Raw genomic sequence first — 23,513 nt, 5'->3', positions numbered from 1 at the left:
TTCAAGACTAAAATCGTTCAATCCCCAGGAGCATAGGATGAAGCTGCCCGGAAAGTTGAAAGCGTGTTCTTTCGCAATTTGCCTGGCGATCGGCGCGCAAGCGGTTGCACAAGGTACATCGTCTCCTGATCTGCTTCTGACCACGCCCGCTACACGCGATGTCATTCAGAAAGGCCTGCACGCCGATGGCTATAGCCTCGCAATCATGGCCTATTACTGGGGCTATCCGCTCGTCAGAATGGAACGCGTCGCGCGCGAGTACACGGATGTGCCGTCGCCCAAACCGGCGACTAGTTATCGCGCGCCGCTCGATCACATCGGCTGGGCGACCTCGCTCGCGTCTCCTGACGCGAAGGACATGCCGACCGCCAATAACGACACGTACTACATGAGCGCGGTGCTTGACCTCACCGAACCCTATGTACTGACGGTGCCCGATACGCACGACCGCTACTACGTCATTGACGTCTTCAACATGTGGCAGGAGTTGGAGCATTACATCGGTCGTCGCACGACAGGCACCAGGGCTGGAAAGTACGTGCTCGTGCCGCCAGGCTGGAAGGGAGCGCTGCCGAAGGACGCGAAGCGTCTGGACGTCAGCACGCGAAACGTCTGGCTGTGGGGGCGACTGCATGTCAACCAGAGCGAAGATACTGCACCCGTGCTGGCATTGCAGAAGAAGTTCACCGTCACTCCGTTGAGTGGCAGGGCAGTCGGCAACCCGACACTGCCGCCGCTTCCGCAGACCGGCAACGACGAACTGGGTTTCTTTGCGGAACTGGCTGCTGCCCTCAAGGATAATCCGGTCAAACCCGCCGACAAGGCGTTGTTTGCGCAGTTCGCGCGAATTGGCCTGACCGATAAAGGCTTCGATGCCAGTAAGCTGGATGCCGCCACCCGCAAGGGCATGGTGGAAGGCCTCGCCGACGGACCCGCAGTCGCCATCTCATCGTTCGCCAGCACGTCGACGGTACGCAATGGCTGGAACTGGGTGACGGGACTCGATAGTTTCGGCTTCAACTACCCGTTGCGCGCCATGGTCGCAGGGCCGTATCTGGGCGGCCAGGGCGAGCACGAGGCCATGTATCCGATCCGTTACACCGACAGCAAGGGGCAGACACTGAGCGGGGCGAACCAGTATGTCGTCAAACTCGATTCGGCACCGCCAGTGGGGGCGTTCTGGTCGTTGACCATGTACAACGCCGACGACAAGATGCTGGTCGCCAATGACATCGGCCGCTACAAGGTGGGCTCCGATACACCGGGGTTGAAGATTGCACAGGACGGCTCGATCACCATCCCGATTTCGCACACCAGGCCAACGGGTGAGGACGCAGCAAACTGGCTGCCTGCGCCGAGCGGTAATTTCTATGTGATCTTGCGCCTGTACCAACCGTCAGATGCCATCCTTTCTGGCAAATGGGCATTGCCTCAATTGAACAAGGAGAACTAGGCAACATCGGCACGGCGCACTGCAAACCATTTATCGCTGGGGGTTACGCGATGCGTCTCTTCCCGATGCAAGCCTGTGACTTACGAAGCTTGCGCCCGGCAGCAACCTGGTGTTGCCAGCCGTACGACTGGCTAACGCTGGGCGCAGCGTCGGTTGTCCGCTCTTGCAAGTGAAGGTGACGCACAAGCTGACGGAGGGAGAAGAACGTGAATGGCAGTTCCTGGCCGAACCCGGAAGTAGGGGGCGACGATCCGAATATCGGAGGTGCCATGACATTGAACTTCCGTAGACGACCCGTTTCTGCCGGTCGACACGTTGTGGCCCGTGCGGCGCTTTTCCGACTACAGGAGCCGTTCGCGGGATTAGGTCTTTGGCAAGTTCGCTGCCTTTGCGGACTGCAACTCGCGTCGTATACCGATGAGCGCGTCGCAGTGATGGGCACGATCGTCTGCCCGATGTCCGGCATCATCTTCGCGCCGGATCCTGACCCCAAGTCCGTGATTCGAGTTTACTAAGCCATCGAGGCATTGATCATTTTCAATTGTCCGTCTGATTGCGGAACCGCCGTTTTGGCCATTTTCTTAGCGCTAGGTTCGGCGCTTGAATGACTGCTTGTTGGATGGATTTGCCATTCGAACGATTTTGCGACAGAGCGGAAGAGAGTCGCTTCCTGGCCGGCTACCGCCTGTTCGCAATCGGTCTGCGCACCAATCCGCGAAGAACTTTCCTTTGGCGCGCGTAGCGTTTGCAAACCGCATTTTGTCGGACGAAACAACACTCCGCCATCTCGCCTAAAGACAAACCCGCATTTGCGTAAAACGAAGTGATTCGCCATTGACAAATTAAACCCGCCCCACCTATGATCGGCTCACTGCCTGGAGACGCGTGCACAGCAAGCGTCCCGGCGAGCCGCGCAAGGCGCGCAAGACGCCGCGCATCAGCGGCTTGCCCGGATCTGACCGGGCAAGCCGGAGTCATGTTTGGAGACTGGCAGATGCCCCAATCGATTGCCCCGGACCGCGGGTCCGAAGCCGCGCGCGCGTACGCTGCGTCCGCGCACAATCCCTCGCAGCAAGACGACGCGCTCTATCGCAAGGTGTCGGCGCGTGTGATTCCGTTCCTGTTCGTTTGCTACGTCGTGTCGTTTCTCGACCGCATCAACATCGGCTTCGCGCAATTGCAGATGAAGCACGACCTGGGCTTCAGCGACGCAATGTATGGCCTCGGCGCCGCCGTCTTCTACGTGGGCTACGTGCTGTGCGAAGTGCCGAGCAACATGCTGCTTGCGCGCTTTGGTGCGCGCCGCACGTTCATGCGCATCATGCTGCTGTGGGGCATTGCCTCGACGAGCATGATGTTCGTGTCGAGCCCCACGCAGTTCTACGCGCTGCGCTTCCTGCTGGGCGTATTCGAGGCCGGCTTCTTTCCGGGCATCGTGCTCTATCTCACGTACTGGTATCCGGCGCGCCGCCGCGCGGCCGTGTTCTCGATCTTCTTCGCTGGCGTGGCGGTGGCGGGCGTGCTGGGCGGCCTCATCTCCGGATGGATCATGCGCGACATGGCCGGCGTGGCGGGCCTTGCCGGCTGGCGCTGGATGTTCGTGATCGAAGGTCTGCCGGCCGTGCTGCTCGGCCTCATGGCGGCGTTCTGGCTCGTGGACGGTCCCGAGAAGGCGAGGTGGCTGACCGATGCGGAAAAAGCGTACCTCCTCGCGCAACGCGACGGCGAAGGCGATCACGCGCATTCCACGCGTTCGTTCGGGGCCGCGCTGCGCAACCCGCGCGTGTATCTGTTCGCGTTCATCTACTTCTCCCTGACCTGTGCCTCGCTCACGCTGAACTTCTGGATGCCGCTCATGATTCGCGACTTCGGCGTGCATGACGTGCTGGCGATCAGCCTCTACACCGTCATTCCGAATGCGGTGGGCGCGGTGGGCCTCATGTGGATTGCGCGCCGCTCGGACCGGCGTGGCGAACGGCGCTGGCACTTCGCTGCGTGCACGATAGGCGGGGGCATTGCCCTGGCGCTGCTCACGCTGCATCTGGCGAGCTTCGCCGCGATGATGGCGATCCTCTCGATCGCAGCGGTGCTGATCTTTGCCGCGTTGCCGATCTTCTGGGCGGTGCCTTCGGCGTATCTCTCGGGCAAGGCTGCAGCGGCGGGGATCGCGCTCATCAGCAGTATCGGCATTACGAGCGGCATTGTGAGCCCGTGGGCGATCGGGCTCATCAAGACACACACGGGCAGCATGGACAACGCGCTGTATCTGCTTGCGGCGCTGCTGGTGGTGAGTGGCGCGGCACTCGTGGCGGGTGTGCCGGCGGTGAAGCTTAGCCGCTGAGGCGCGATGCCCTGCGTTGCCCCACGTTGCGTATGGGCGATGCAGGGCAAACTCGTTTTGCACCAACTTTTATTATCCAGTACGTGTTGCTATAGACACCCGGCGGCTGCCTGCCAAAGCGCAGGAAAGACCTCAACGCCGCTGGCACTCGTGTTCGACCGTGATCTTCGGCCGGCGAATAAAGTGCTGCTCACCGGCCTACCTCTCTCGCCCAGCTGGAATCGTACTTCTCACGCGACTTTTGAGACGATGGTTTAATCGATTCCCGTTCTGCGACTGACGACGCGCCGCCTTGGCGGAATCAACAAGCAAGCACTCCGCGGGACGAAATTCTTGTGAAATGCACGCAATCAGTTCCGTCGACAATTCCCCCATGCCCAGTAACCCGCTTGCCGACTTGCGCGACGTAACGATTTGCGCGGTCGATTCGATCAATCCCGCGCTTGCCGCCCGAGCGCTTGATCTTTCACTTTCGCAATGCCGATTTGGTGAAGCAATACTCTTTACTCACGAAGTGGTGCAGACTCGCGCACGGCACGTGCAGATCGACCCTATCGGGTCTCTGGAAACCTACTCCAGATTCATGATCAAGGAGCTTGTGAAGTACATTTCCACCCCTTGGGTGCTTGCCGTGCAATGGGATGGATACGTGGTGGACGGTTCGCGATGGACCGACGCGTTTTACCAATACGATTACATCGGAGCGCGCTGGCCGAATTCGGAGGAAGGCTCGGATGTCGGGAACGGCGGCTTTTCACTGCGTTCTTCGAAGTTGCTCAGGGCAATCGCCAACGACGAGTTTGAGCTAAGTCCGGATCAAGGCGAAGACGCCTTGATCTGTTCAACCTGGCGCCCGGCACTCGAGGAAAGGTATGGCATTCGCTTTGCGCCTGCCAGCGCGGCAGATCTCTTCGCGTACGAGTATGCGTTTCCATCGCGCCCGACGTTTGGATTTCACGGTGTTTTCAATATGTGGCGGCATATCGAAGACAACGCGATGATCGAGATCATTCGAACAGTTGACATCCTGACGCTTACTTCGCCGAGGGGCGTGGCACTGCTCAAGAACTATTGCGACCTCCGGAAATTTGCTTGCGTGAATGCCATATATCGACGCTACCGGGACCGTGCAAACGCTGAGGGATTGGTAAGTGCATTCGTTCGCAACGGCGTGAGCGAAGACGTCGCCCGTTACTACGTCGACCTATGCGAGGCGAGTTGAACCCGTATTGGATTGCCGCTCAAGCAAACTGAACAGAACAGAAATTCGACCTTGCCAGAATCGCGTTGAAACATGGCTACGCAACTACAAATTCCGTATTTCGCCATCGGGGATCAGGTATCCGTGACTGCTGTTCCGCAGGCGTGGCACGCCCAGAGGGGCGAACGCATGTTTTACTCCGACCAACGCGTATGGGTGTTCAAGCATAACCCTCACATCGATTTCAGGCCGCCTGGTCCAGGTGATACTGAGGTGCTCGTCTTGCCCGATGCGCGTCTGAAATCCGATGCCGACAGCTACGTGAAACGGTACAACAGCGAGATCTTTGGCTCTCAGACCGAATTCATACTCCACAGGCTAGGTCTCGAGTGCGGATCGAGTCGACATCCTCGTCTCTATGCGCACGAAGATCTGGATATTGTTCCTCACAAGGTCGTCGTTCATACGACAGGTTCCGATCGCAAACTAAGCGGGGAGTCGGGGGAGCCTGTCATTCGATATCGATTTGGTGAGGATGAAATCAGGGTCATGAGCGACGAAGTCATTGCCGCGATTCGAAGAAACTACAAAGACTGGCTCATCGTTCAAATCGGTTCGGCACACGATAAACCTGTTGAAGGGAACAATGTAGTTGACTTGCGTGGTCGCCTTGATATTTGGGAATCTGCCGCCGAAATTGCTACGGCGTCGAGGTTCATCGGCGTGAATTCCGGGCCCATGCATATCGCGAACTGCTATCCGCGAGTGACAAAGCGGATCGTCCTCATGGAATTCAGCCAAGGCTATCTGGCGCGTGAGAATGACGTCGCTTTTCCATGGCGCGCCGGATGTACGCGAAACTTTCTGACCAGCTGGCTTGATCCGGCAAATACCTATTTCAATCGTTTCGACCAGGACTACGGTACTTCCTTTTCCTATCTGAAGATCTAATCGCGATGTCCAGGCGGTCATGGCCGTGCCATACATTCAGTAATGACAATCGGCTCTCGTCAGACATCGATAGTTCGCGCATTGAATAACAGAATCCGTGCGCGTCAATCAACCGACCGAGGCGCGCCCGTGTCATCCCCCATCAAACACACGCAGTCGTATCTGGAGGCCGCCGATCGCGCCTACGCCGCAGGCGATTGGCAAAGCGCATTGCAACTCGCCGACAAAGCTATCGCGGCGAATCCGCGCAACAGCGACGCGCTCCACAGGCGCGGGCTAATCGCGCTCGCGATGGGCTCGCCGGCTGAAGCCCAAATATGGCTGAGGCGCGCCGTTCAGCTATTCCCGCACCCCGTGTACTGCAACAGCCTTTGCGTGACGCAAACGCGCCTTGGCGACTACGCCGCCGCCGCCGAAACCGCACGTCTGGGCCTGCGGCGTGCACGTGAGCGCTTCCCGGCAGTCGATACGTCGCTGCTCTCGTACAACCTCGGCGTCGCCCTGCAACTCGACGATCAGCCCGAGGCGGCTGCGCAGAGCTACCGTCAAACCCTTGCGCGTCAGCCCGATCACACGGCGGCGCATAACAATCTCGGGACGGTCACGAAGGATCTCGGCGATCTCGTCACCGCCATCGGCCATTTCGAGCGTGCCATCGCGCTCGATCCGCGCAATGTCGAAGCTCACAGCAACCTGGGTCATGCGCTGCTTGCAGCGGGCCATTACGAAGAAGCATGGCCGTACTTCGAACAGCGCTGGGCGAGCTTTCAGGCGGGAGATCGGCCAGCGGCGCAGGGCGCCCCCATGTTGCCAATTCCGCCGTGGCGAAGCGGTCCGCTCCCAGGCGAGCGCCGGTTGCTCGTGCTGCACGAACAGGGCTTTGGCGACGCGCTGCAATTCTGTCGCTATTTGCCCGTTGCGCTCGCGCACGGCACGCGGGTTGGCTACGTCTGCCCCAAGCCGTTGCGGCGGTTGTTCGAACAGTCGCTTTGCACGCGCTGGCCGAACATCGAGCTGCTCGACGAAGTGCCATCAGACCTTGGCGAGTGGGACGCGCACTGCTCGCTGCTCTCGCTGCCGATGCTGCTTGGCACGCGCCTCGACACCATTCCTGCGCTCGTGCCTTATCTGCACGCCGAATCGCAGCGCGCGCACAGGTGGGCCGACCGGCTACGCGCGGTTGGCAATGACGTGAAGCCGCGTATCGGTGTTGTTTGGGCAGGCGGCCATACAGGCACGGCGGCGGATCGCCGGCGCAGCATCGCGCCCGATACGTTCGCGAAGCTGCTGTCCTGGCAAGGCGCGCACTGGATCAGCCTGCAAAAAGCCGAAGACGCTTCGAAGCAATTGCCGCCTGCATACCGCGCGCAAGTCACCGACTGGATGGACGAGGTCGGCGATTTCGCCGACACGGCGGCGTTGATCGACGGCCTCGATCTCGTCATCTCGGTCGATACGTCGGTGGCGCATCTGGCTGCTGCAATGGGCAAGCCGGTTTGGCTACTCAACCGTTTTGCGGGCTGCTGGCGTTGGCTGCGCGATCGCGACGACAGCCCGTGGTATTCGGGCCTGCGTCTCTTCACGCAGAAAGAACGTAACAATTGGGACGACGTACTAAACTGCGTGCTCGACACGCTCGCCACGCGCTATCCGGTGAACGAAACCGCCATTTCGCAGGCTTGAATAGCGCGCGCCCAGAAACACGCGGGCAGCGAGTTTCATTGCGCATCCCCTTGCGGATGCAACCCTGGAATCACTGCTGCCCGGCAAGCTCCTCCAGCAGCCAGTCGCGAAACGCAACGAGGACGGGGTGACGCTGGGCGCGCTCCGGGTAGACCAGGTAATACGAGCGCGAGCTTGGCACCGCTTCGAACGGGCTGAGAAGCCGCTTCTCGTTCAATTCGTCTTCCACCAGCATACGCGGCACGAGGCCCACGCCGATACCGGCGACGACCGCCTGGATCAAATGCGAGGTCAGCTCGAAACTCGGGCCCGGACGTAGCGCGTCGTGAGGCAACCCGAAATGCGCGCACCATTCGCGCCATGCGTCGGGAAAGCTGCGCACGCGCAGCAGCGTGAGGCCATCGAGCGATTCGATGGTCGGCGCGGCGGCCCGGCGCTTCGGTTTTTTCGCGAACGGCAACGCGGTGGGTTTGCCAACCAGCACGAGTTCTTCCGCATAGAGCCTGTGCGCCGTTACACCGGGCCAGCGGCCGTCGCCCACGACGATCGCGGCGTCGAGGTCCTGGGTCGAAAAATCGGCGGCCTCGATACGCGAGTCGAGATCGATCTGCAAATCGGGGTGTGCCTGATAGAAGCGGTGCAGGCGCGGCAGCAGCCACTTGGCGCCGAACGTCGGCAGGGTCGCGACGCGTAACTGCGTTTTCGGCGCGTTGGCCGTGAGGGCTTGCAGCGTTGCGCTGCGGATCAGCGTAAGCGCGTGGGAGATCTCGGCCATATAGGCCCGGCCAATATCGGTCGGAATGATGCGTTTGCCTTCGCGCGTGAAGAGCGCAAGGTCGAGCATCGCTTCAAGCGCCTGAACCTGGCGGCTCACGGCGCTCTGCGTGAGCGACAGCTCCTGCGCGGCACGCGTGAAGCTCTCGTGGCGCGCGGACGCTTCGAACGCGAGCAGCAGTGACATGGAAGGCGTGAGCTTACGGTAATTCATTCATAAACCTCATGATAAACCCAACCAATTTACGTTTGCCCGGTGCCGGTTGGAAGGTGACAATTCCATACCATAAATAGAGACTTTGAGGGAAGCATGGCCATTGCCCAGCTTGGCATCGACGAATTCGGCAGCCCCCTGACCCGTCAATTTTTGCATGAATTGAAGGTGTCGGGCTTCGAAGGCGAAGTGGATGCGAGTCACGCCACGCGCACGGTGCTGGCCACGGACAACTCGATCTACCAGCGCTATCCACAAGCGGTGGTGTTCCCGCGCCATGCGAAGGATGTCGCACGGCTCGCAAACCTGCTCGGTCGCGACGCCTTTCGCGGCGTGGCGGTCGCGGCGCGCGGCGGTGGCACGGGCACGAACGGGCAGTCGCTGACCGAAGGTATCGTGGTCGATATGTCGAGGCATATGAACCGCATCCTCGAAATCGATCCGGTTGCGCGTACGGCGCGAGTGGAGGCCGGCGTTGTCAAGGATCAGCTCAATGCCGAACTGAAGCGGCACGGCCTCTTTTTCGCGCCGGAGCTTTCGACTTCGAACCGCGCGACCATCGGCGGCATGATCAGCACGGACGCAAGCGGGCAGGGCAGTTGCACCTATGGGAAAACGCGCGACCACGTGCTCGCGCTGGAAACGGTCCTGGTCGGAGGCGAGCGAATGTCGAGCGCGCCGGTCGATCAGCACGCACTCAGCGCGCTTTGCGCGCGTGCGGACAAGGTCGGCGAGGTTTTCCGCACCGCGCACGATATCAGCCAGCGTGAAGCCGGCCTGATACGCGAGCGTTTTCCCGCGTTGAACCGCTGCTTGACGGGTTACGACCTCGCTCATTTGCGTGACGGCGCGGGGCGCTTCGACATCAATAGCGTGCTGTGCGGCTCGGAAGGCACGCTCGGCTTCATCGTCGAGGCGACGCTGAACGTGCTGCCGGTGCCGAAGCACGCCGTGCTCGTCAATATCCGCTATGAGGGCTTCATGGATGCCTTGCGCGACGCGCGCGCGCTGATGGCGCATCGTCCGCTCTCGATCGAAACCGTGGATTCCACTGTGTTGCGGTTGGCGCGCGAGGACATTGTCTGGCAAAGCGTGGCCGAGTATTTCCCCGCCGACGATGGAATTGAAGGCGGTGCGAGCGGCATCAACATGGTCGAATTCAGCGGTGACGACGCGGACGAATTGCGCGCACGCGTGGCGGCGTTCGCGGCGCACCTGGGCGCGGACGCGAGCGTGAAGCGTCTCGGCCATACGATTGCCGACGGTGAGGCGGCGATCCATCGCGTCTATGCGATGCGCAAGCGCGCGGTGGGCCTGCTGGGCAACGCAAGCGGTGCGAGCCGCCCGCAGCCTTTCGTGGAGGACACGGCCGTGCCGCCCGAAAACCTCGCCGACTACATTGCCGAGTTTCGCGCGCTGCTCGATGGTTTCGGCCTGCGTTACGGCATGTTCGGCCACGTCGACGCAGGCGTGCTCCACGTGCGGCCCGCGCTCGACATGCGCAATCCCGACGAGGCCGCGCTCGTGCGCCCCATTTCGGATGCCGTGGCCGCCTTGACGATGAAGTATGGCGGCTTGCTGTGGGGCGAACATGGCAAGGGCGTGCGCTCCGAGTACGTGCCCGAGTATTTCGGGCCTTTGTATCCGGCGCTGCAGCGGCTCAAGGCGGCATTCGATCCGCACAATCAGCTCAATCCAGGCAAGATCGCGACGCCAGCGGGCGTGAATGCGACACTGTTGAAGATCGACACGACGCGGCTACGCGGCGAGTTGGACCGGCGTATTGACGAGCGCGTCTGGCAAGCCAACGCCGACGCCGTTCACTGCAACGGCAACGGGGCCTGCTACAACTTCGATCCGAACGATGCCATGTGTCCGTCGTGGAAAGCCACGCGCGAGCGCGTGCATTCGCCGAAGGGTCGTGCTTCGCTGATGCGGGAATGGTTGCGCAAGCAACAAGACGCCGGAGTGGATCTCGCCGCGCCCCCGGTCGCGGCGGCGTTGCCGCTGCGTCTCGTCAATAGCGTGCGCAAACGCCAGGGCGAGCAGGACTTCTCGCATGAGCTTTATGACGCCATGGCGGGTTGCCTCTCGTGCAAGTCATGCGCGGGGCAATGCCCCGTAAAGGTGAGCGTGCCCGAGTTTCGCGCGCGCTTTCTGGAGCTTTATCACACGCGCTATTTGCGTCCGCTGCGTGACTATTTGATCGGTGCGCTCGAATTCACGGTGCCGCGCGTAGCGGCCGTGCCTGGCGCGGGCGGCGTGTACAACGCGCTGATGGGCGCAGGTCTTGTCAAATCGCTGCTTGGGCGCTGCGTTGGCCTTGTCGATAGCCCGTTGTTGAGCCGCATGTCATGGCGTGGAGTGCTGCGCAAGTCGGGAGCGCAGATCGCAACGACCGAACGGCTGGCAATGCTTGGCGAAGCCGAGCGCGAGCGCAGCGTGATCGTGGTGCAGGATGCGTTTACGCGTTACTTCGAGACGTCGGTCGCCGCTGCGTTTCTGGAGCTCGCCGCGCGTCTTGGTTTCAAGGTATTCGTCGCGCCTTATGCTCCGAGCGGCAAGCCGCTGCACGTCCAGGGGTTTCTGCCGCAGTTTCGCCGCGTTGCGCGGCGCAATGCGGCGCAACTGGCCGAGCTTGCCAGAGCGGGTGTACCGCTCGTCGGCATCGATCCGGCCATGACGCTCGTGTACCGCCAGGAGTACCGCAAGGTGGAAGGCATCGAGGCGGCGCCAGAGGTCCTGCTGCCGCAGGAATGGTTGATTGGCGCAATGCGCGCAGGCGATACGGCGCATCGCGCGACGCAGTCGTTCCGCCTGCTCCCGCATTGCACCGAGCGCACCAACGCGAGCGCCGCCACGCTCTTGTGGAAAGACGTATTCGCCGCGGCGGGCCTCGCGCTCGCGACGCCGGCTGGAGGGTGCTGCGGCATGTCGGGCACCTATGGCCACGAGGCGCGCAATCGCGCGACTTCGGCAGCGATCTTCGAGCAATCGTGGGCGCAGCATGTCGATGCGGCATCGACGGCGACGCACGGGGCGGAAGAACTGCTCGCCACGGGCTATTCGTGCCGCTGCCAGGTCAAGCGCTTGCGTGGGCGTCAATTGCGTCACCCGGTTCAGGTGTTGCTGGACGCCCTGCGCTGAAACCGATCAATAGTCGTAGCGGCCTCGGTCGTGCCATTCGCGTTCGCGCCACTGCCGTTCGCGCCATTCGTGCTCGCGGCGTTCGTGCTCGCGCCACTCGTGTTCCCGCCACTGCCGCGCGCGCCAGTCGTCGTCGCCTCTCCAGTCGGTCTGGATTGCAGCCGGGGCATAGGCCGCGCCCGGCACGTCAACGCCCAAGGCGACATCCACATGGGCCAATGCCGCGGTCGAAGCCCCCAATGCCGTTGCGACCAGGACCAGGCCGAGAATCGTCTTCTTCATGTTGCGACTCCTTCGCACACTGCGTGCGTTGTTGATGAGCACGGTTCGGAGTCTAGGTCTCGCGCTTCGACACAGGTGAAACGGTGCTGCGAGATTCGTAACAACGAGTTAAGCAGGCGCCACGTTGCTGCCATGAGAATCGTGCTGCGAATTGATCAGTAGGACGATGGATTTATCGTGATGGCGCGGGTACACTCGAAGGCGAACCACGAGTCAAACAGGTCTTGATTGCGCCCGATGCCAAAACGAATCTTGCTTGTCGACGACAACCGCGACGTTGCAGACGCGCTCGCGGCGCTCGTCGAGTTCGAAGGTCACGAAGCCCGATGCGCCGCAGATGGACAAGAGGCCTTGCTCATTTCCGGGTCGTTCCTTCCCGAACTCGCTTTCGTCGACTGGAAGCTGCCGGACATGACCGGCGGTGAACTGGTGGGCCAGCTTCGGCTCAACCCGGCCTTGTCGACTACCCGGTACGTTCTGCTATCGGGTCTCACCGACCCGGACGTCGCCGCCAGGGCAGCCGCCGCCGGTTTCGATAAATGTCTGACGAAACCGGTGCGGCTCGAAGACCTGCTGGCTTGCCTGTGACGCCGGTGACGCGTTGCCGCTAACGCGACGGGTCCCACCGGGAGCCGGGAACAAGAATTGCGCACGCTGTCTCGCTTGTCGCCGCCTCGAATCTCCACGAACATTGTCGTTCTGGTGTCCAGCAGCGTCTCCTCGGAGCAGAGTCGCGTCATGAACAAGGAAGTTCCACCGCCAATCGAGCGCCCCCCGACCCGCTGGCCGGGTGAAATGGCGGAGCGCATCGCCGCATTCGACTGGAGCGATACGGCGCTCGGCCCGCGCGAAACCTGGTCGGCGAGCCTCGTTGCCGCGATCAACATGCTGCTCGCCTCACCTTCTCCGCTCGTCATGCTATGGGGCCACGAAGGCACGATGGTCTACAACGACGCCTACGCGGTCTTCGCGGGCGGCCGGCATCCGTTCCTGCTGGGCAAACCGGTCGAAACCGGCTGGCCGGAGGTGGCGGCGTTCAACCGCAATGTCGTCGATACATGCCTTGCCGGCGGGACCCTGGTCTTTCAGGACAAGGTGCTCGTGCTGTATCGCGAGGGGCACGCCGAAGACGTCTGGCTGGACCTGAGCTATAGCCCGGTTTTCGAAGACGACGAGAGGCCCGCGGGCGTCATCGCCATCGTGTTCGAAACGACCGCGAAGAAGCAGGCGGAAAAGCAGCGCAAGGTGGCGGAAGACGCGCTGCTGCAACTGACCCAGACACTGGAGCAGCGCGTAGCCGAGGAAGTGGGCGCGCGCGTGGCGATGGAGGAGCGGCTGCGTCAGGCGCAAAAGCTCGAAGCGATCGGCAGTCTCACGGGCGGGGTGGCGCACGACTTCAACAACGTCTTGCAGGTCATCTCCGCCAACCTGCAGCTCATCGAACTTGCGACGAAAGGCAACGCCGCCCTCGAGCGGCGCGTGGCGGCGGTCAGCAATGCGGTGTCGCGCGGCGCGAAGCTTGCCGCGCAACTGCTGGCTTTTGCACGCAGGCAACCGCTCGCGCCGGCCGTTCTGAGCCCCTTCCGGCTGGTCGAAGGCATGGCCGAGATGCTTCACCGCACGTTGCCGGAGACGATCGAACTCGCCATTGTGCCGGCGCACGAAAGCTGGAACATCTGCGCGGACCGCAGTCAGCTGGAAAGCGCGCTGTTGAATCTGGTCATCAACTCGCGCGACGCGATAGACGGATCCGGACGTATCGGCGTGAGTCTCGCGAACATCGACGCACAGAACGATGAAGAGGCGCGCCGCGACGGTGTGCCCGCAGGCGAATACGTTCGCCTGCGCGTGTCGGACTCGGGCAGCGGCATGCCCGACCACGTGAAAGCGCGCGTGTTCGAACCGTTCTTCACCACGAAAGCCGAGGGCCAGGGCACGGGACTAGGCTTGAGCATGGTGCACGGGTTCGTGGCGCAGAGTTCGGGCCACGTCTTCATTGACAGCAAGGAGGACGCAGGCACCACGGTCGACCTCTATTTCCCGCGCAGCCTGGAAGCGGAGTACGACGCTTACAAGCCGACCGTGGCGAGACAGGAGCGCGGCGGCGAGACGATTCTTGTGGTCGAAGACGATGCCGAGGTACGCATGGCCGCGCTCGAAATGCTGGCGCAGCTCGGCTACAAGGTGCTCTCCGCGCAAGACGGCGAGAGCGCGCTCAAGCTGATCCAGAGCGGCCAGCGTTTCGACCTGCTGTTCACCGATGTCGTGACGCCCGGTACGGTGAGAAGCAGCGAACTGGCTCGCATTGCGAGCGGTCCGCCTTATTACGCCGAAGTTCTGTTCGCCTCCGGCTATACGCGCGACGTCATTTTCCACGACGGCAAGCTCGACGAGGGCGTCGCGCTCATTAGCAAGCCTTATCGATTCGACGAGCTTGCCGTCGCGGTGCGCAATGCGCTGAACAATTCCGAATGACGTCGCCGCCGCGTCAGGTCTTCATCCCGATCTGTGCGCGCCCGAGCGGCGTCAGGTCGTCGACCGTTGCGCGCCCAACGAAATCGACTTCGAAATGATCGGTCGGGAAATCGGGCGGGCTCTTGCCCTCGAGGAAGCTTGGCAGCTGCCGCGCGAGCCAGGCGTCGTTCTTGGCGCAAGACGGCGCGGAAGCGATGTACATCACGTTGCTGTAGCCCTTGCCGCGATGCGCATCTTCCACGGCATGAATGACGTCGCTATGCCAGAAGACGGTGTCGCCCGGCTGCATCAGCGGAATCGACGAAAGCGCGTGGAACAGCGGCGCGTGGTATTCCGGCTTGATCGACAGTGCCCGCCCCGGCATCGCGCCGCACAGGTCGTCGTCCGCTATGTCGTCTTGCAGCGCGCGCAGCAGGATATAAACCATGGCGTTCGCAATGGGCACGAGTTGCAGCGTGCCGTCGCCGGGGCCTTGCTGCGTGAGCGCCGTCCAACCCTGAAACGTGCGGAACATCGAGCAGACGGCGGGTGACGGAATCTCCTCGACCTCGGTGCGCCACGCCGCGTCGAACGCGTCATAGTCGCGCCAGTTTCCGGAGAAGACATGGCGATAGACCTTGCGGAAGTTGGCTTCGATCCAGCGCTCGACTGAGCCGCCGTCGCAGTGAGCGGAGAGGCCGAGCGACTCGGAGCCAGGCGGGCGGCGGCGCAGCCGGTCCGCATAAACCGGCACGTGATTGGGGTCGAAATGCACGCGGCCTTCGCTCTCGGCGCGCCACAGCCGGTTCAGGAACACGCGCGTCTTTGTGAGTTCCGGCGACTGGCGCGCGAGTACCTGCGGCTTCGACCAGTAGACGCCGTAGATCTGCGGCTTGCTCGAGGCCAGCTGGCCGAAGTATTTGTCTTCAGCGCGATGGAGCAGCTTGCGGTCGAGGTCGTTGCGCTCGACATAGGCCGCAATGTCGTCGTCCCACCGCTCTACAAGCGAGCGGTCGAATACCTTGCGAATGACACAGGCGCCGCGCGCCTTCACATGCGCAATCTGCTCAGCGCTAACGCGGTTGCCGACGATGTCCGCAAACGCGATTTCGGGAATAACCGGCTCACCCCTGTCGCGAAGCTGGGCAATGCGATGCGCCTCTTCCTGCATGGCCGATTCGACTTCGGCGAACACGGCCCTGTAGTTGGGCAGTTTGTCCCGCAGTTCCTGCTTCGCCCGGCGGATTGCCGCGGGCAGGTCGTCGATATGCAAAGCCATTCGTTGTCTCCACCGTGGTGTTTTCGAATAATGGGAGCGTACGCCGGTGCCGCTTTGGCCAGTGATATTATCGGGTCAATCTTTTTGCAGTTTCGGCCATGAAAGCAGCCTACGAGCACGTCGATTTCGGCAGCAGCTGTTCGGTGCGGGTTTACCACCGGCGCTTGCCGCGCATTCCGTTCGAATGGCATCACCACCCGGAATACGAACTCACGCTGACGATGAACAGCCAGGGCAAGCGCTATATCGGCGACTCGGTCACCGTGTATGGCGCCGACGATCTCGTGCTCGTGCCTCCCGACATGCCGCATACCTGGTCGTCCAATCGCTCGATCGACCCGGCGGACTCGCAGGTGGCCATCGTCATCTGGTTCGAAGGCAACTGGGTGCAGCGCCTCGCCGACGTTTGCCCGGAGTACGTCAGCCTGCGCAACCTGTTGCGTCGCGCGGCCTGCGGACTGGTCTTCGAAGAAGGCGCGGGCGCGCATATGCGCGGTTATCTGGACCGTCTCTTATCGGCGGACCCGCGCGGGCGTCTGGCTGCCGTGCTGGAGATCCTGGTCTGGCTGACCGATCTGCCGGCCACCCAGCTCGCGACGCCCAGCGCGTTCGAAGGGCGCGTTGGCGCTTCGTCAGGCTATGAGCCTGAGCAGTTGAACCGCGTTCTGGCGCTGATCGAAACGCAGTTCTCGCAACCGTTGCGGCTTTCGACGCTCGCGAAGGCCGCAGGTCTTTCCGAACGCACGCTGACGAGACATTTCGTGCAGCACACGGGCGAAAGCGTGGGGCAGTACATTGCGCGGGTTCGAATCGGCCATGCGTGCCGGATGCTGACCGATACGCAGCTGCCCGTCTCCGTGATCGCCACGCGCTCAGGCTTCCCCAATGCCGCGAACTTCAACCGGCAGTTCAAGGCCACCAAAGCGTTGACGCCAGTGGCGTACCGGCAGCAATTCACGGGCGCGAAACGCGCCGAGGACCCGGCGGCGCCGTCCCTTACCGAGCGCTCGCCTTCTCTCGAGCTTGCACGGCGGACCGCGAGCGGCAAGCCTCGCTTGCGCCGCGCCTGAAGGGCGTGCGCAGACCGCGCGCTCCAGGGAAAGTCCGCAGGCTTCGTGACGAAGCCGTGACTGTCGCGCGCCCAGGTCCGCGTAAATTCGGCCTCGCGCTGCGCTCGCCTGGTTTCTATCATCAAATCGGCCGAACGCGAGTTCAGGCATCGCGAACAGATTCAAGCGAACCGTAAGCCAGTCTGTGACGCGCTATGCCTCGCCGCCTCAGCGATTTCCCTGGAGTGCTGTCATTCGCGTCGGGAATGTGTTGATATAGCGAAAAATCGCACGGTCGGACAGAAAATTTGCGCTCGATAAGAAATGCCCAAACAAAGGAGACAGTCCATGAGGATGTTGCGCTCGTTGGTGGTTGGTGCGGTTGTATCGTCAGCGTTGGTAGCCGGGGCCGCGCAAGCGGAGACGGTCAAGATTGCCTTCATCGATCCGCTGTCCGGCCTGATGGCGTCGCTTGGAACGAATCAGCTGCATAGCTGGCAATACACGGCCGATTTCGCCAACGAGCATAACTGGGCAAACGGCACGAAGTTCGAGGTCGTGGGATTCGACAACAAGCTTTCGCCGCAGGAAAGCCTGACGCTGCTGAACCAGGCCGCCGACCAGGGCATCCGCTATATCGTGCAGGGTAACGGTTCTTCCGTAGGCCTCGCGCTGGAAGATGCGGTCGCCAAATACAACTCGCGCAATCCGGGCAAAGAGATCGTCTACCTGAACTACGCCGCGGTGGACCCGGCCATGACCAACGCCCGCTGCGACTACTGGCACTTCCGCTTCGACGCGAACGCCGACATGAAGATGGATGCGCTCACCACCTTCCTCGCGCGCGACAAGGACATCAAGAAGGTCTACCTCATCAATCAGGACTACTCATTTGGTCATGACGTTTCGCGCGTGGCGCGCGAGGACCTGAAGAGCAAGCGCCCGGATATCGTGATCGTCGGCGACGATTTTCATCCGCTCGCGCGCGTGAAGGACTTCTCGCCTTACGCCACGAAGATCAAGGCGTCCGGCGCCGACACGGTGATCACGGGCAACTGGGGCAGCGACCTCGCGCTGCTCGTCAAGGCCAGCAAGGACGCGGGCGTGACGTCCAACTTCTATACCTACTACGCAGGCACGACCGGCGTGCCGACGGCCATGGGCGCGTCCGGCGCCGACCACGTGAAATATGTGGGCGTGTTCGGTCCGAACAACACGAACAACCCGCCGGTGGTGGGCCAGATCATCGAGGGTTACAAGAAGAAGTACAACGACGACTACTACCTGGCTACGGCCTATGCCGCCATCGAAATGCTGAGTAAGGCAATGAACGCCACGAAGTCGACCGATCCCGTCAAGGTGGCCAAGGCCATGGAAGGCATGACGGTGGACGGCATGAACGGCCCGGTGACGATGCGCGCCGCCGATCACCAGGCGCAGCAGTCGCTCGTGATCGCGACCTGGACCAAGGCGGACGGCAAAACGGTAAAGTACGACCAGGAGAACACCGGCTATGGCTGGCGCACCGACGTCCAGCTTGGGCCGACCGCGGCAACGCAGCCGACCACTTGCCAGATGAAGCGCCCGGGCTGAGCGTGCTCTCGCTACGACACTTCACAAGGATCATCGGGCAGTGGAATTCCTGACCATCTCTCTGTTGAACGGCATCGGCTACGGGCTGCTGCTGTTCATGCTCTCATCGGGCCTCACGCTGATTTTCAGCATGATGGGCGTGCTCAACTTCGCGCACGCGAGCTTTTACATGCTCGGGGCCTACTTCGCCTACACCATTGCCAGCAAGATCGGTTTCTGGCCCGCGCTGGTCGTGGCGCCCGTGCTCGTTGCCTGTGTCGGTGCGCTCGTCGAGCGTTTCGGCTTGCGGACCGTGCACAAGTACGGGCACGTGGCGGAGTTGCTGTTCACCTTCGGCCTGTCGTATCTGATCGTGGAGGGCGTCAAGCTGGTCTGGGGTCTCGCGGCGGTGCCGTACGCCATTCCGCCCGAGCTGAACGGGGCGCTCTTCAAGGTGTACACGTCGGAATTCCCGAAGTATCGCGCCTTCATGATGCTGATCTCGATCGCGATGCTCGCGGCGCTGTATCTGGTATTGACGCGCACGCGCATCGGCCTCGTCATTCAGGCGTCGCTCACGCATCCGGAAATGGTCGAGGCGCTCGGCCACAACGTGCAGCGCGTGTTCATGCTGGTGTTCGGCGGCGGCGCCGCGCTGGCGGGCCTCGCTGGCGTGATTGGCGGCAACGCGTTCGTCACTTCGCCTTCGATGGCCGAGTCGGTGGGGACCATCGTGTTCGTGATCGCCGTGGTGGGCGGCATGGGCTCGCTGCCGGGCGCGTTCATCGCGTCGCTGCTGATCGGCATCATGCAGACCTTCGCCGTCACCTTCGATGCCTCTCTCTCCGATCTGTTCTCGCTCGTCGGCCTGACGGTGACGGACAGCACGGCGCTCTCTTCGCTGTGGCGTATGCCGGTTTCGCAGGTCGCGCCGATTCTCCCTTATCTGCTGATGGTGCTCATGATGATCCTGCGACCGCGCGGGTTGCTCGGCAAGCGGGAGGGCTGAACGATGAAACCGCTCATTCAGGCCAGCGCCGGTTCGCCCATGCAACGCGATGGATTGCGACAAACCGCGCATTCGCTGCGCTGGATCATCTGGGGCGCCACGGTGCTCGTGATGCTGGTGCTGCCGCTCGTGTTTTCCAGCGGCTTTGCCATCGCGCTGCTTTCGCAGATGGGCATCATGATCATCTTCGCGCTCTCGTACAACATGCTGCTCGGGCAGACCGGCATGCTCTCGTTCGGGCACGCGGTGTACTCCGGGCTCGGCGCGTTCGTGGCCGCGCATGTGCTCAACCAGATCGGCGCGAGCCATTTCCCGTTACCCGTTTCGCTGCTGCCGCTGGTGGGCGGGTTCGGCGGCATGCTGTTCGGCGTGCTGTTCGGCTATGTGACCACGCGCAAGTCGGGCACCACCTTCGCGATGATCACGCTTGGCATCGGCGAAATGGTGGCGGCGAGTTCGCTTATGTTTCCCGGGTTCTTCGGTGGCGAAGGCGGCGTGCCGACCAATCGCACGGTGGGCCATGCGGTGCTCGGCATCACTTACGGCCCGGCAATCCAGGTGTACTACCTGATCGCGGCGTGGTGTCTCGTGTCGATGATCGCCATGTACGCATGGACGCAGACGCCGCTCGGCCGCATCGCCAACGCCGTGCGCGACAACCCCGAGCGAGCGGAATTCGTCGGCTACAACACGCAGCGCGTGCGCTTTTTCGTGATGGTGCTTTCGGCGTTCTTCGCGGGCATTGCGGGCGGTCTTTCGGTGATCGACTTCGAGATCGTGACGGCGGAGAACGTGGGCGCTGCGCAGTCCGGTGGCGTGCTGCTGGCGACCTTCATCGGCGGCGGGGCGTTCTTCTTCGGGCCGATTATCGGCTCTATCTTGTTCGTGCTGTTCGCGGTGGCGTTGTCCAATCTCACGCCGGCATGGCTGCTGTACCTCGGGTTGTTCTTTGTGCTGGTGGTGATGTATGTGCCGGGCGGCGTGTCGAGTCTGCTGATGAAGCAGGTTCCGCTCATCGCGGCGCGCAGGCTCCATCGCATGCTGCCTTCGTACGCGGCGGCGCTGGGCGCGGCGCTGATTCTGCTTGGCGCGCTCGTGCTGACGGTCGAGCTCGTCTACAAGGTGCAGATCGATAGCGACAACGGCACGGCCATGGCGTTCTTCGGCCTCGCCTTCGATGCCGCTTCGTGGAAGCCATGGGCCGTCGCGGCGGTATTGTGGGCTTTGGGTGCGCAGGCGGGGCGCCTCGCGGGGGTGCGGGTGCGCGACGCGTGGGATGGCGTGCAACGGGAAATCGCAGGGAGCAACGTATGACGGCCGCACTGGAATTGCGCGACGTCCGCAAGAATTTTGGGCGCACGGAGATCATTCGCGGTGTGGACCTGAGTATCGCGAAGGGCGAGCGGCATGCGCTGATCGGCCCCAACGGCGCGGGCAAGTCGACCACGTTCAACCTGATCTCGGGACGCATGGCGCCGAGTTCCGGTACGGTGCAACTCAACGGCGTCGAGATCGGCGGACTGCCGCCGTACAAGATCAACCGCATGGGGCTGTCGCGCAGTTTTCAGGTGACGAACATTTTTCATCGCTTGTCGGTGTTCGAGAATCTGCGTTGCTCCGTGCTGTGGTCGCTCGGCTACCGGTATTCGTTCTGGCATCGCCTCGAGCAATTGCGCGACGCGCGCGCACGCGCCGAAGAAGTGCTCGAGCTGATCGGCCTGCAGGGGCGGCACGACACGCATGCCGGGCTGCTCACGTATGCCGAGCAGCGCGCGCTCGAAATCGGCATCACGATTGCGGGCGGCGCCGAGGTGATCCTGCTCGACGAGCCCACGGCGGGTATGAGCCGCTCCGAGTCGGATCACGCGGTGGAGCTGATTCGCCGGGTCACCGTCGGCAAGACGCTGGTGATGGTCGAGCACGACATGAGCGTGGTCTTTGGCCTTGCCGATCGCATCTCGGTGCTCGTGTACGGCGAGGTGATCGCCACGGACACGCCGCAAGCCATTCGCAACAACCGCCGCGTGAAGGAAGCCTATCTGGGCACCACGCTGGACGAACCCGCAGGTGCACATTGATGGCGACCGACAATTCCATGCTCGAGGTGCGCGATCTGCATGCGTACTATGGCAAGAGCCATATTCTGCACGGCGTCGAGATGCGCGTGGGCGAGGGCGAGATCGTCGCCCTGCTGGGGCGCAACGGCGTGGGCCGCTCGACCTTGGCCAAGGCAATCATGGGGCTCGTGCGGTGCGAGGGGCAGATTCTGCTGCGCGGCGAAGAGGTGCGCGGGTTGCGCACGTTCGAAGTCGCGCACCGGGGCATCGGTTATGTGCCGGAAAACCGCGATATCTTCCCGACGCTCACCGTGCGGCAGAACCTGATGCTCGGCGAAAAGCGCAAGCGTTCGGGCCAGCGGCGGCGCCAGCAGCCGCGCTGGCAGTTCGACGACATGTACCGCATGTTCCCGCGCTTGAAGGAGCGCGAGGAGACGCCCGCGGGCCTGCTCTCCGGCGGCGAGCAGCAGATGCTCACGCTGTGCCGCACGCTCATGGGCGACCCCGACCTCATCATCATCGACGAGCCCACCGAGGGGCTCGCGCCGCTCGTTGTCGCGCAAGTGGGCGAATACCTGAAGGCGCTGAAGGCACGCGGCATTTCGGTGCTGCTCGTCGAGCAGAAGCAGGCCATTGCGCTCGATATCTCGCAGCGCGTGTACGTCATGGGACACGGCCAGATCGTGTTCGAGGGGACGCCGCAGCAGCTGAAGGCCGATGCGGGCGTGCGCCAGGAATGGCTCGAAGTGTAGGGTGCGCTTCGACCGGTTGCTCCGCGGCGCGAATTCCGCTTAGCGTGCGGGCAAATTATTCGGCGAGTAAGTTGGCTGCTGACCGCTTGCCCCAAAAAGATCCTCAGGCTGGCCGTTCATACGCTGCCGGATGTTGTCGTTGACAACCATGCCCGCAGGGAAGGCCCGCGGCCCCACACCGGCAATCAGCCAGCCTCGATCCGCAACCCATTCCCGGTGTCGTGGACCCAGGGGATCGGATTGGACGGCAACGGGAGGATGCAGGGTGAAGTGCAATCCCACGTCCGCGTGCTGCAACCGGTCCACGATCCAGAGCAGGGCGCCGTCGGAGAGGCCGTGATCGGGATAGCCGCCGCCGACATCGCAATGACCGCCGGGAAAGAGCGCTTGCGTCACGTTCGGGTTGGGATTCCACAAAGTCGGCTCGAACGGCATGCGTTGCTCGTCGAGCGAGACCGCATGGATGCCTAATCCAATTTTCGGGTTGAGATTCAGATCGCAGAACCTGAACAGATCGATGGCGGACCCCTGATAGTAGATTGGGATGCCGAGCGAACCCACCGTATCCCAAACCGCCACGGCGGCGATTTTCGCGTCTACAAAGGAATTGGCGTCCAAAGGCTTGGGGTGGGAGAAGGCGTTGTGGATCGTCAAGAACTCCAGCACGCCGTCCGCGATCTTCTGGAACGTTGTTTCGTTGCCGTGTCTCCATCGATACCAGGCGGATACCGCGGTGTCGTATCGATCCTGATCGTCAAGAGCGGCAAGATCGGGCCTAAGCAGGCCTTGCCCTGCAATCAGCCCCGCCAGGGCTCGCGCGGTGTACGCGCCGCGGCTGAATCCGACGATCACGATGTTGTCGCCCGGCTCGAAGTTGCGCGAAATATAGGTATAGCCGCGAGCGATGCGAGCGACAACGCCGACGCCGAACGCGCCGCCCGCGACTTTGTCGATCAGTTGCTGGGAATTACCCACCCCGTGAATGTATTTCGCGATTTGAACGGATTGCCCGTTTGCGTCCAAAAGGGCTTTTTCCATCTCGGCGCCACCCCAGTCGGTGCCTTCAGGCAGCATGTTTCCATCGAGCCACGCGAAAAGCTTGCATACATTGGTCAGTTCGGGCTGGCATCCTGCCGCGGCTTCTGGAGCGGCGCCGTCGCCCTTTCCTGCTGGATCTTCGGGTCCGTTCCACGTACCGTCTGCGCAAAAGACTATCGTTTTGGACATCGCTCTAGCTCCATGCACGCAATGTGGCCGCCATATACGCGGGTTGACGTCTAGCTTGTTCGCAATCC

19 protein-coding genes are annotated in these 23,513 nt (G+C 62.3%); 15 read left to right on the top strand and 4 right to left on the bottom strand.

Going from position 1 to position 23,513, the window contains the following annotated elements; all coding sequences use genetic code 11:
* Positions 1-37: 37 nt before the first annotated feature.
* From FAZ97_RS22780 to FAZ97_RS22755, 6 genes are all read left to right on the top strand, one after another.
* Complete coding sequence (locus FAZ97_RS22780; RefSeq protein ID WP_158760657.1) at positions 38-1,453, top strand: DUF1254 domain-containing protein; 1,416 nt, start codon at positions 38-40, stop codon at positions 1,451-1,453.
* 206 nt (positions 1,454-1,659) lie between these two features.
* Positions 1,660-1,968: a hypothetical protein gene (locus FAZ97_RS22775; protein ID WP_158760656.1), complete on the top strand. Its 309-nt coding sequence runs from the start codon at positions 1,660-1,662 to the stop codon at positions 1,966-1,968.
* Between the two features lie 479 nt (positions 1,969-2,447).
* On the top strand, positions 2,448-3,794 hold the full coding sequence (locus tag FAZ97_RS22770; RefSeq protein ID WP_158760655.1) for an MFS transporter: 1,347 nt from the start codon (positions 2,448-2,450) through the stop codon (positions 3,792-3,794).
* Positions 3,795-4,134: 340 nt separating this feature from the next.
* Positions 4,135-5,016 carry a DUF5672 family protein gene (locus FAZ97_RS22765; protein WP_158760654.1) on the top strand — a complete coding sequence of 294 codons (882 nt, stop codon included), beginning with the start codon at positions 4,135-4,137 and terminating at the stop codon, positions 5,014-5,016.
* Between the two features lie 72 nt (positions 5,017-5,088).
* Positions 5,089-5,946 carry a glycosyltransferase family protein gene (locus tag FAZ97_RS22760; RefSeq protein WP_158760653.1) on the top strand — a complete coding sequence of 286 codons (858 nt, stop codon included), beginning with the start codon at positions 5,089-5,091 and terminating at the stop codon, positions 5,944-5,946.
* Positions 5,947-6,075: 129 nt separating this feature from the next.
* A complete protein-coding gene (locus FAZ97_RS22755) occupies positions 6,076-7,629 on the top strand; it encodes a tetratricopeptide repeat protein (protein ID WP_233271740.1) in 1,554 nt (517 codons plus the stop codon).
* A gap of 70 nt (positions 7,630-7,699) precedes the next feature.
* Here FAZ97_RS22755 and FAZ97_RS22750 read toward each other — a convergent pair whose 3' ends face one another.
* A complete protein-coding gene (locus FAZ97_RS22750; protein ID WP_158760651.1) occupies positions 7,700-8,617 on the bottom strand; it encodes a LysR substrate-binding domain-containing protein in 918 nt (305 codons plus the stop codon).
* A 96-nt stretch (positions 8,618-8,713) separates the two neighbouring features.
* Here FAZ97_RS22750 and ydiJ point away from each other — a divergent pair, with 96 nt between their 5' ends.
* Complete coding sequence (ydiJ, locus tag FAZ97_RS22745) at positions 8,714-11,764, top strand: D-2-hydroxyglutarate dehydrogenase YdiJ (protein ID WP_158760650.1); 3,051 nt, start codon at positions 8,714-8,716, stop codon at positions 11,762-11,764.
* Between the two features lie 6 nt (positions 11,765-11,770).
* Here ydiJ and FAZ97_RS22740 read toward each other — a convergent pair whose 3' ends face one another.
* On the bottom strand, positions 11,771-12,046 hold the full coding sequence (locus FAZ97_RS22740) for a hypothetical protein (protein WP_158760649.1): 276 nt from the start codon (positions 12,044-12,046) through the stop codon (positions 11,771-11,773).
* 237 nt (positions 12,047-12,283) lie between these two features.
* Between FAZ97_RS22740 and FAZ97_RS22735 the strand changes: the two genes are divergently transcribed.
* Together FAZ97_RS22735 and FAZ97_RS22730 are read left to right on the top strand one after the other, a co-directional pair.
* The gene (locus tag FAZ97_RS22735; RefSeq protein WP_158760648.1) at positions 12,284-12,634 is read left to right on the top strand and encodes a response regulator; all 351 of its coding nucleotides are present in this window, start codon (positions 12,284-12,286) and stop codon (positions 12,632-12,634) included.
* Positions 12,635-12,784: 150 nt separating this feature from the next.
* A complete protein-coding gene (locus tag FAZ97_RS22730; RefSeq protein ID WP_233271739.1) occupies positions 12,785-14,521 on the top strand; it encodes an ATP-binding protein in 1,737 nt (578 codons plus the stop codon).
* Between the two features lie 13 nt (positions 14,522-14,534).
* On the opposite strand, the gene FAZ97_RS22725 is transcribed toward FAZ97_RS22730, so the two are convergent.
* Complete coding sequence (locus FAZ97_RS22725; protein ID WP_158760647.1) at positions 14,535-15,779, bottom strand: DUF1479 domain-containing protein; 1,245 nt, start codon at positions 15,777-15,779, stop codon at positions 14,535-14,537.
* Positions 15,780-15,877: 98 nt separating this feature from the next.
* On the opposite strand from FAZ97_RS22725, the gene FAZ97_RS22720 reads away from it, so the two are divergent.
* The 6 genes from FAZ97_RS22720 (at position 15,878) to FAZ97_RS22695 (ending at position 22,218) form a co-directional block, all read left to right on the top strand.
* A complete protein-coding gene (locus tag FAZ97_RS22720; RefSeq protein ID WP_158760646.1) occupies positions 15,878-16,849 on the top strand; it encodes a helix-turn-helix domain-containing protein in 972 nt (323 codons plus the stop codon).
* Between the two features lie 327 nt (positions 16,850-17,176).
* Entirely contained in the window at positions 17,177-18,421 is a 1,245-nt protein-coding gene (locus FAZ97_RS22715; RefSeq protein WP_158760645.1) for a branched-chain amino acid ABC transporter substrate-binding protein, read from the top strand.
* A 40-nt stretch (positions 18,422-18,461) separates the two neighbouring features.
* Positions 18,462-19,409, top strand: coding sequence for a branched-chain amino acid ABC transporter permease (locus FAZ97_RS22710; RefSeq protein ID WP_158760644.1), 948 nt, complete (start codon positions 18,462-18,464; stop codon positions 19,407-19,409).
* Between the two features lie 39 nt (positions 19,410-19,448).
* A complete protein-coding gene (locus FAZ97_RS22705) occupies positions 19,449-20,723 on the top strand; it encodes a branched-chain amino acid ABC transporter permease (protein ID WP_233271837.1) in 1,275 nt (424 codons plus the stop codon).
* The gene (locus FAZ97_RS22700) at positions 20,720-21,487 is read left to right on the top strand and encodes an ABC transporter ATP-binding protein (protein WP_158760642.1); all 768 of its coding nucleotides are present in this window, start codon (positions 20,720-20,722) and stop codon (positions 21,485-21,487) included. Before FAZ97_RS22705 ends, FAZ97_RS22700 begins: the two co-directional genes overlap by 4 nt.
* Positions 21,487-22,218, top strand: coding sequence for an ABC transporter ATP-binding protein (locus FAZ97_RS22695; RefSeq protein ID WP_158760641.1), 732 nt, complete (start codon positions 21,487-21,489; stop codon positions 22,216-22,218). The genes FAZ97_RS22700 and FAZ97_RS22695 overlap by 1 nt, the downstream gene beginning before the upstream one ends.
* A 39-nt stretch (positions 22,219-22,257) precedes the next feature.
* On the opposite strand, the gene FAZ97_RS22690 is transcribed toward FAZ97_RS22695, so the two are convergent.
* Positions 22,258-23,445 (bottom strand): DUF2235 domain-containing protein, encoded by a 1,188-nt coding sequence (locus FAZ97_RS22690; RefSeq protein WP_158760640.1) that lies wholly within the window; start codon positions 23,443-23,445, stop codon positions 22,258-22,260.
* Between the last annotated feature and the right edge of the window lie 68 nt (positions 23,446-23,513).

The sequence above is a fragment of the Paraburkholderia acidiphila genome (assembly GCF_009789655.1).
Classification (GTDB): domain Bacteria; phylum Pseudomonadota; class Gammaproteobacteria; order Burkholderiales; family Burkholderiaceae; genus Paraburkholderia; species Paraburkholderia acidiphila.
This window is presented reverse-complemented; position numbering and strand designations above follow the sequence as displayed.

Coding starts and splice junctions, on each gene's coding strand:
- FAZ97_RS22780 (WP_158760657.1), top strand. CDS start 38: ATGAAGCTGCCCGGAAAGTTGAAAGCGTGTTCTTTCGCAATTTGCCTG.
- FAZ97_RS22770 (WP_158760655.1), top strand. CDS start 2,448: ATGCCCCAATCGATTGCCCCGGACCGCGGGTCCGAAGCCGCGCGCGCG.
- FAZ97_RS22765 (WP_158760654.1), top strand. CDS start 4,135: ATGCACGCAATCAGTTCCGTCGACAATTCCCCCATGCCCAGTAACCCG.
- FAZ97_RS22760 (WP_158760653.1), top strand. CDS start 5,089: ATGGCTACGCAACTACAAATTCCGTATTTCGCCATCGGGGATCAGGTA.
- FAZ97_RS22750 (WP_158760651.1), bottom strand. CDS start 8,617: ATGAATTACCGTAAGCTCACGCCTTCCATGTCACTGCTGCTCGCGTTC.
- ydiJ (WP_158760650.1), top strand. CDS start 8,714: ATGGCCATTGCCCAGCTTGGCATCGACGAATTCGGCAGCCCCCTGACC.
- FAZ97_RS22740 (WP_158760649.1), bottom strand. CDS start 12,046: ATGAAGAAGACGATTCTCGGCCTGGTCCTGGTCGCAACGGCATTGGGG.
- FAZ97_RS22735 (WP_158760648.1), top strand. CDS start 12,284: ATGCCAAAACGAATCTTGCTTGTCGACGACAACCGCGACGTTGCAGAC.
- FAZ97_RS22730 (WP_233271739.1), top strand. CDS start 12,785: ATGAACAAGGAAGTTCCACCGCCAATCGAGCGCCCCCCGACCCGCTGG.
- FAZ97_RS22725 (WP_158760647.1), bottom strand. CDS start 15,779: ATGGCTTTGCATATCGACGACCTGCCCGCGGCAATCCGCCGGGCGAAG.
- FAZ97_RS22720 (WP_158760646.1), top strand. CDS start 15,878: ATGAAAGCAGCCTACGAGCACGTCGATTTCGGCAGCAGCTGTTCGGTG.
- FAZ97_RS22715 (WP_158760645.1), top strand. CDS start 17,177: ATGAGGATGTTGCGCTCGTTGGTGGTTGGTGCGGTTGTATCGTCAGCG.
- FAZ97_RS22705 (WP_233271837.1), top strand. CDS start 19,449: ATGCAACGCGATGGATTGCGACAAACCGCGCATTCGCTGCGCTGGATC.
- FAZ97_RS22700 (WP_158760642.1), top strand. CDS start 20,720: ATGACGGCCGCACTGGAATTGCGCGACGTCCGCAAGAATTTTGGGCGC.
- FAZ97_RS22695 (WP_158760641.1), top strand. CDS start 21,487: ATGGCGACCGACAATTCCATGCTCGAGGTGCGCGATCTGCATGCGTAC.
- FAZ97_RS22690 (WP_158760640.1), bottom strand. CDS start 23,445: ATGTCCAAAACGATAGTCTTTTGCGCAGACGGTACGTGGAACGGACCC.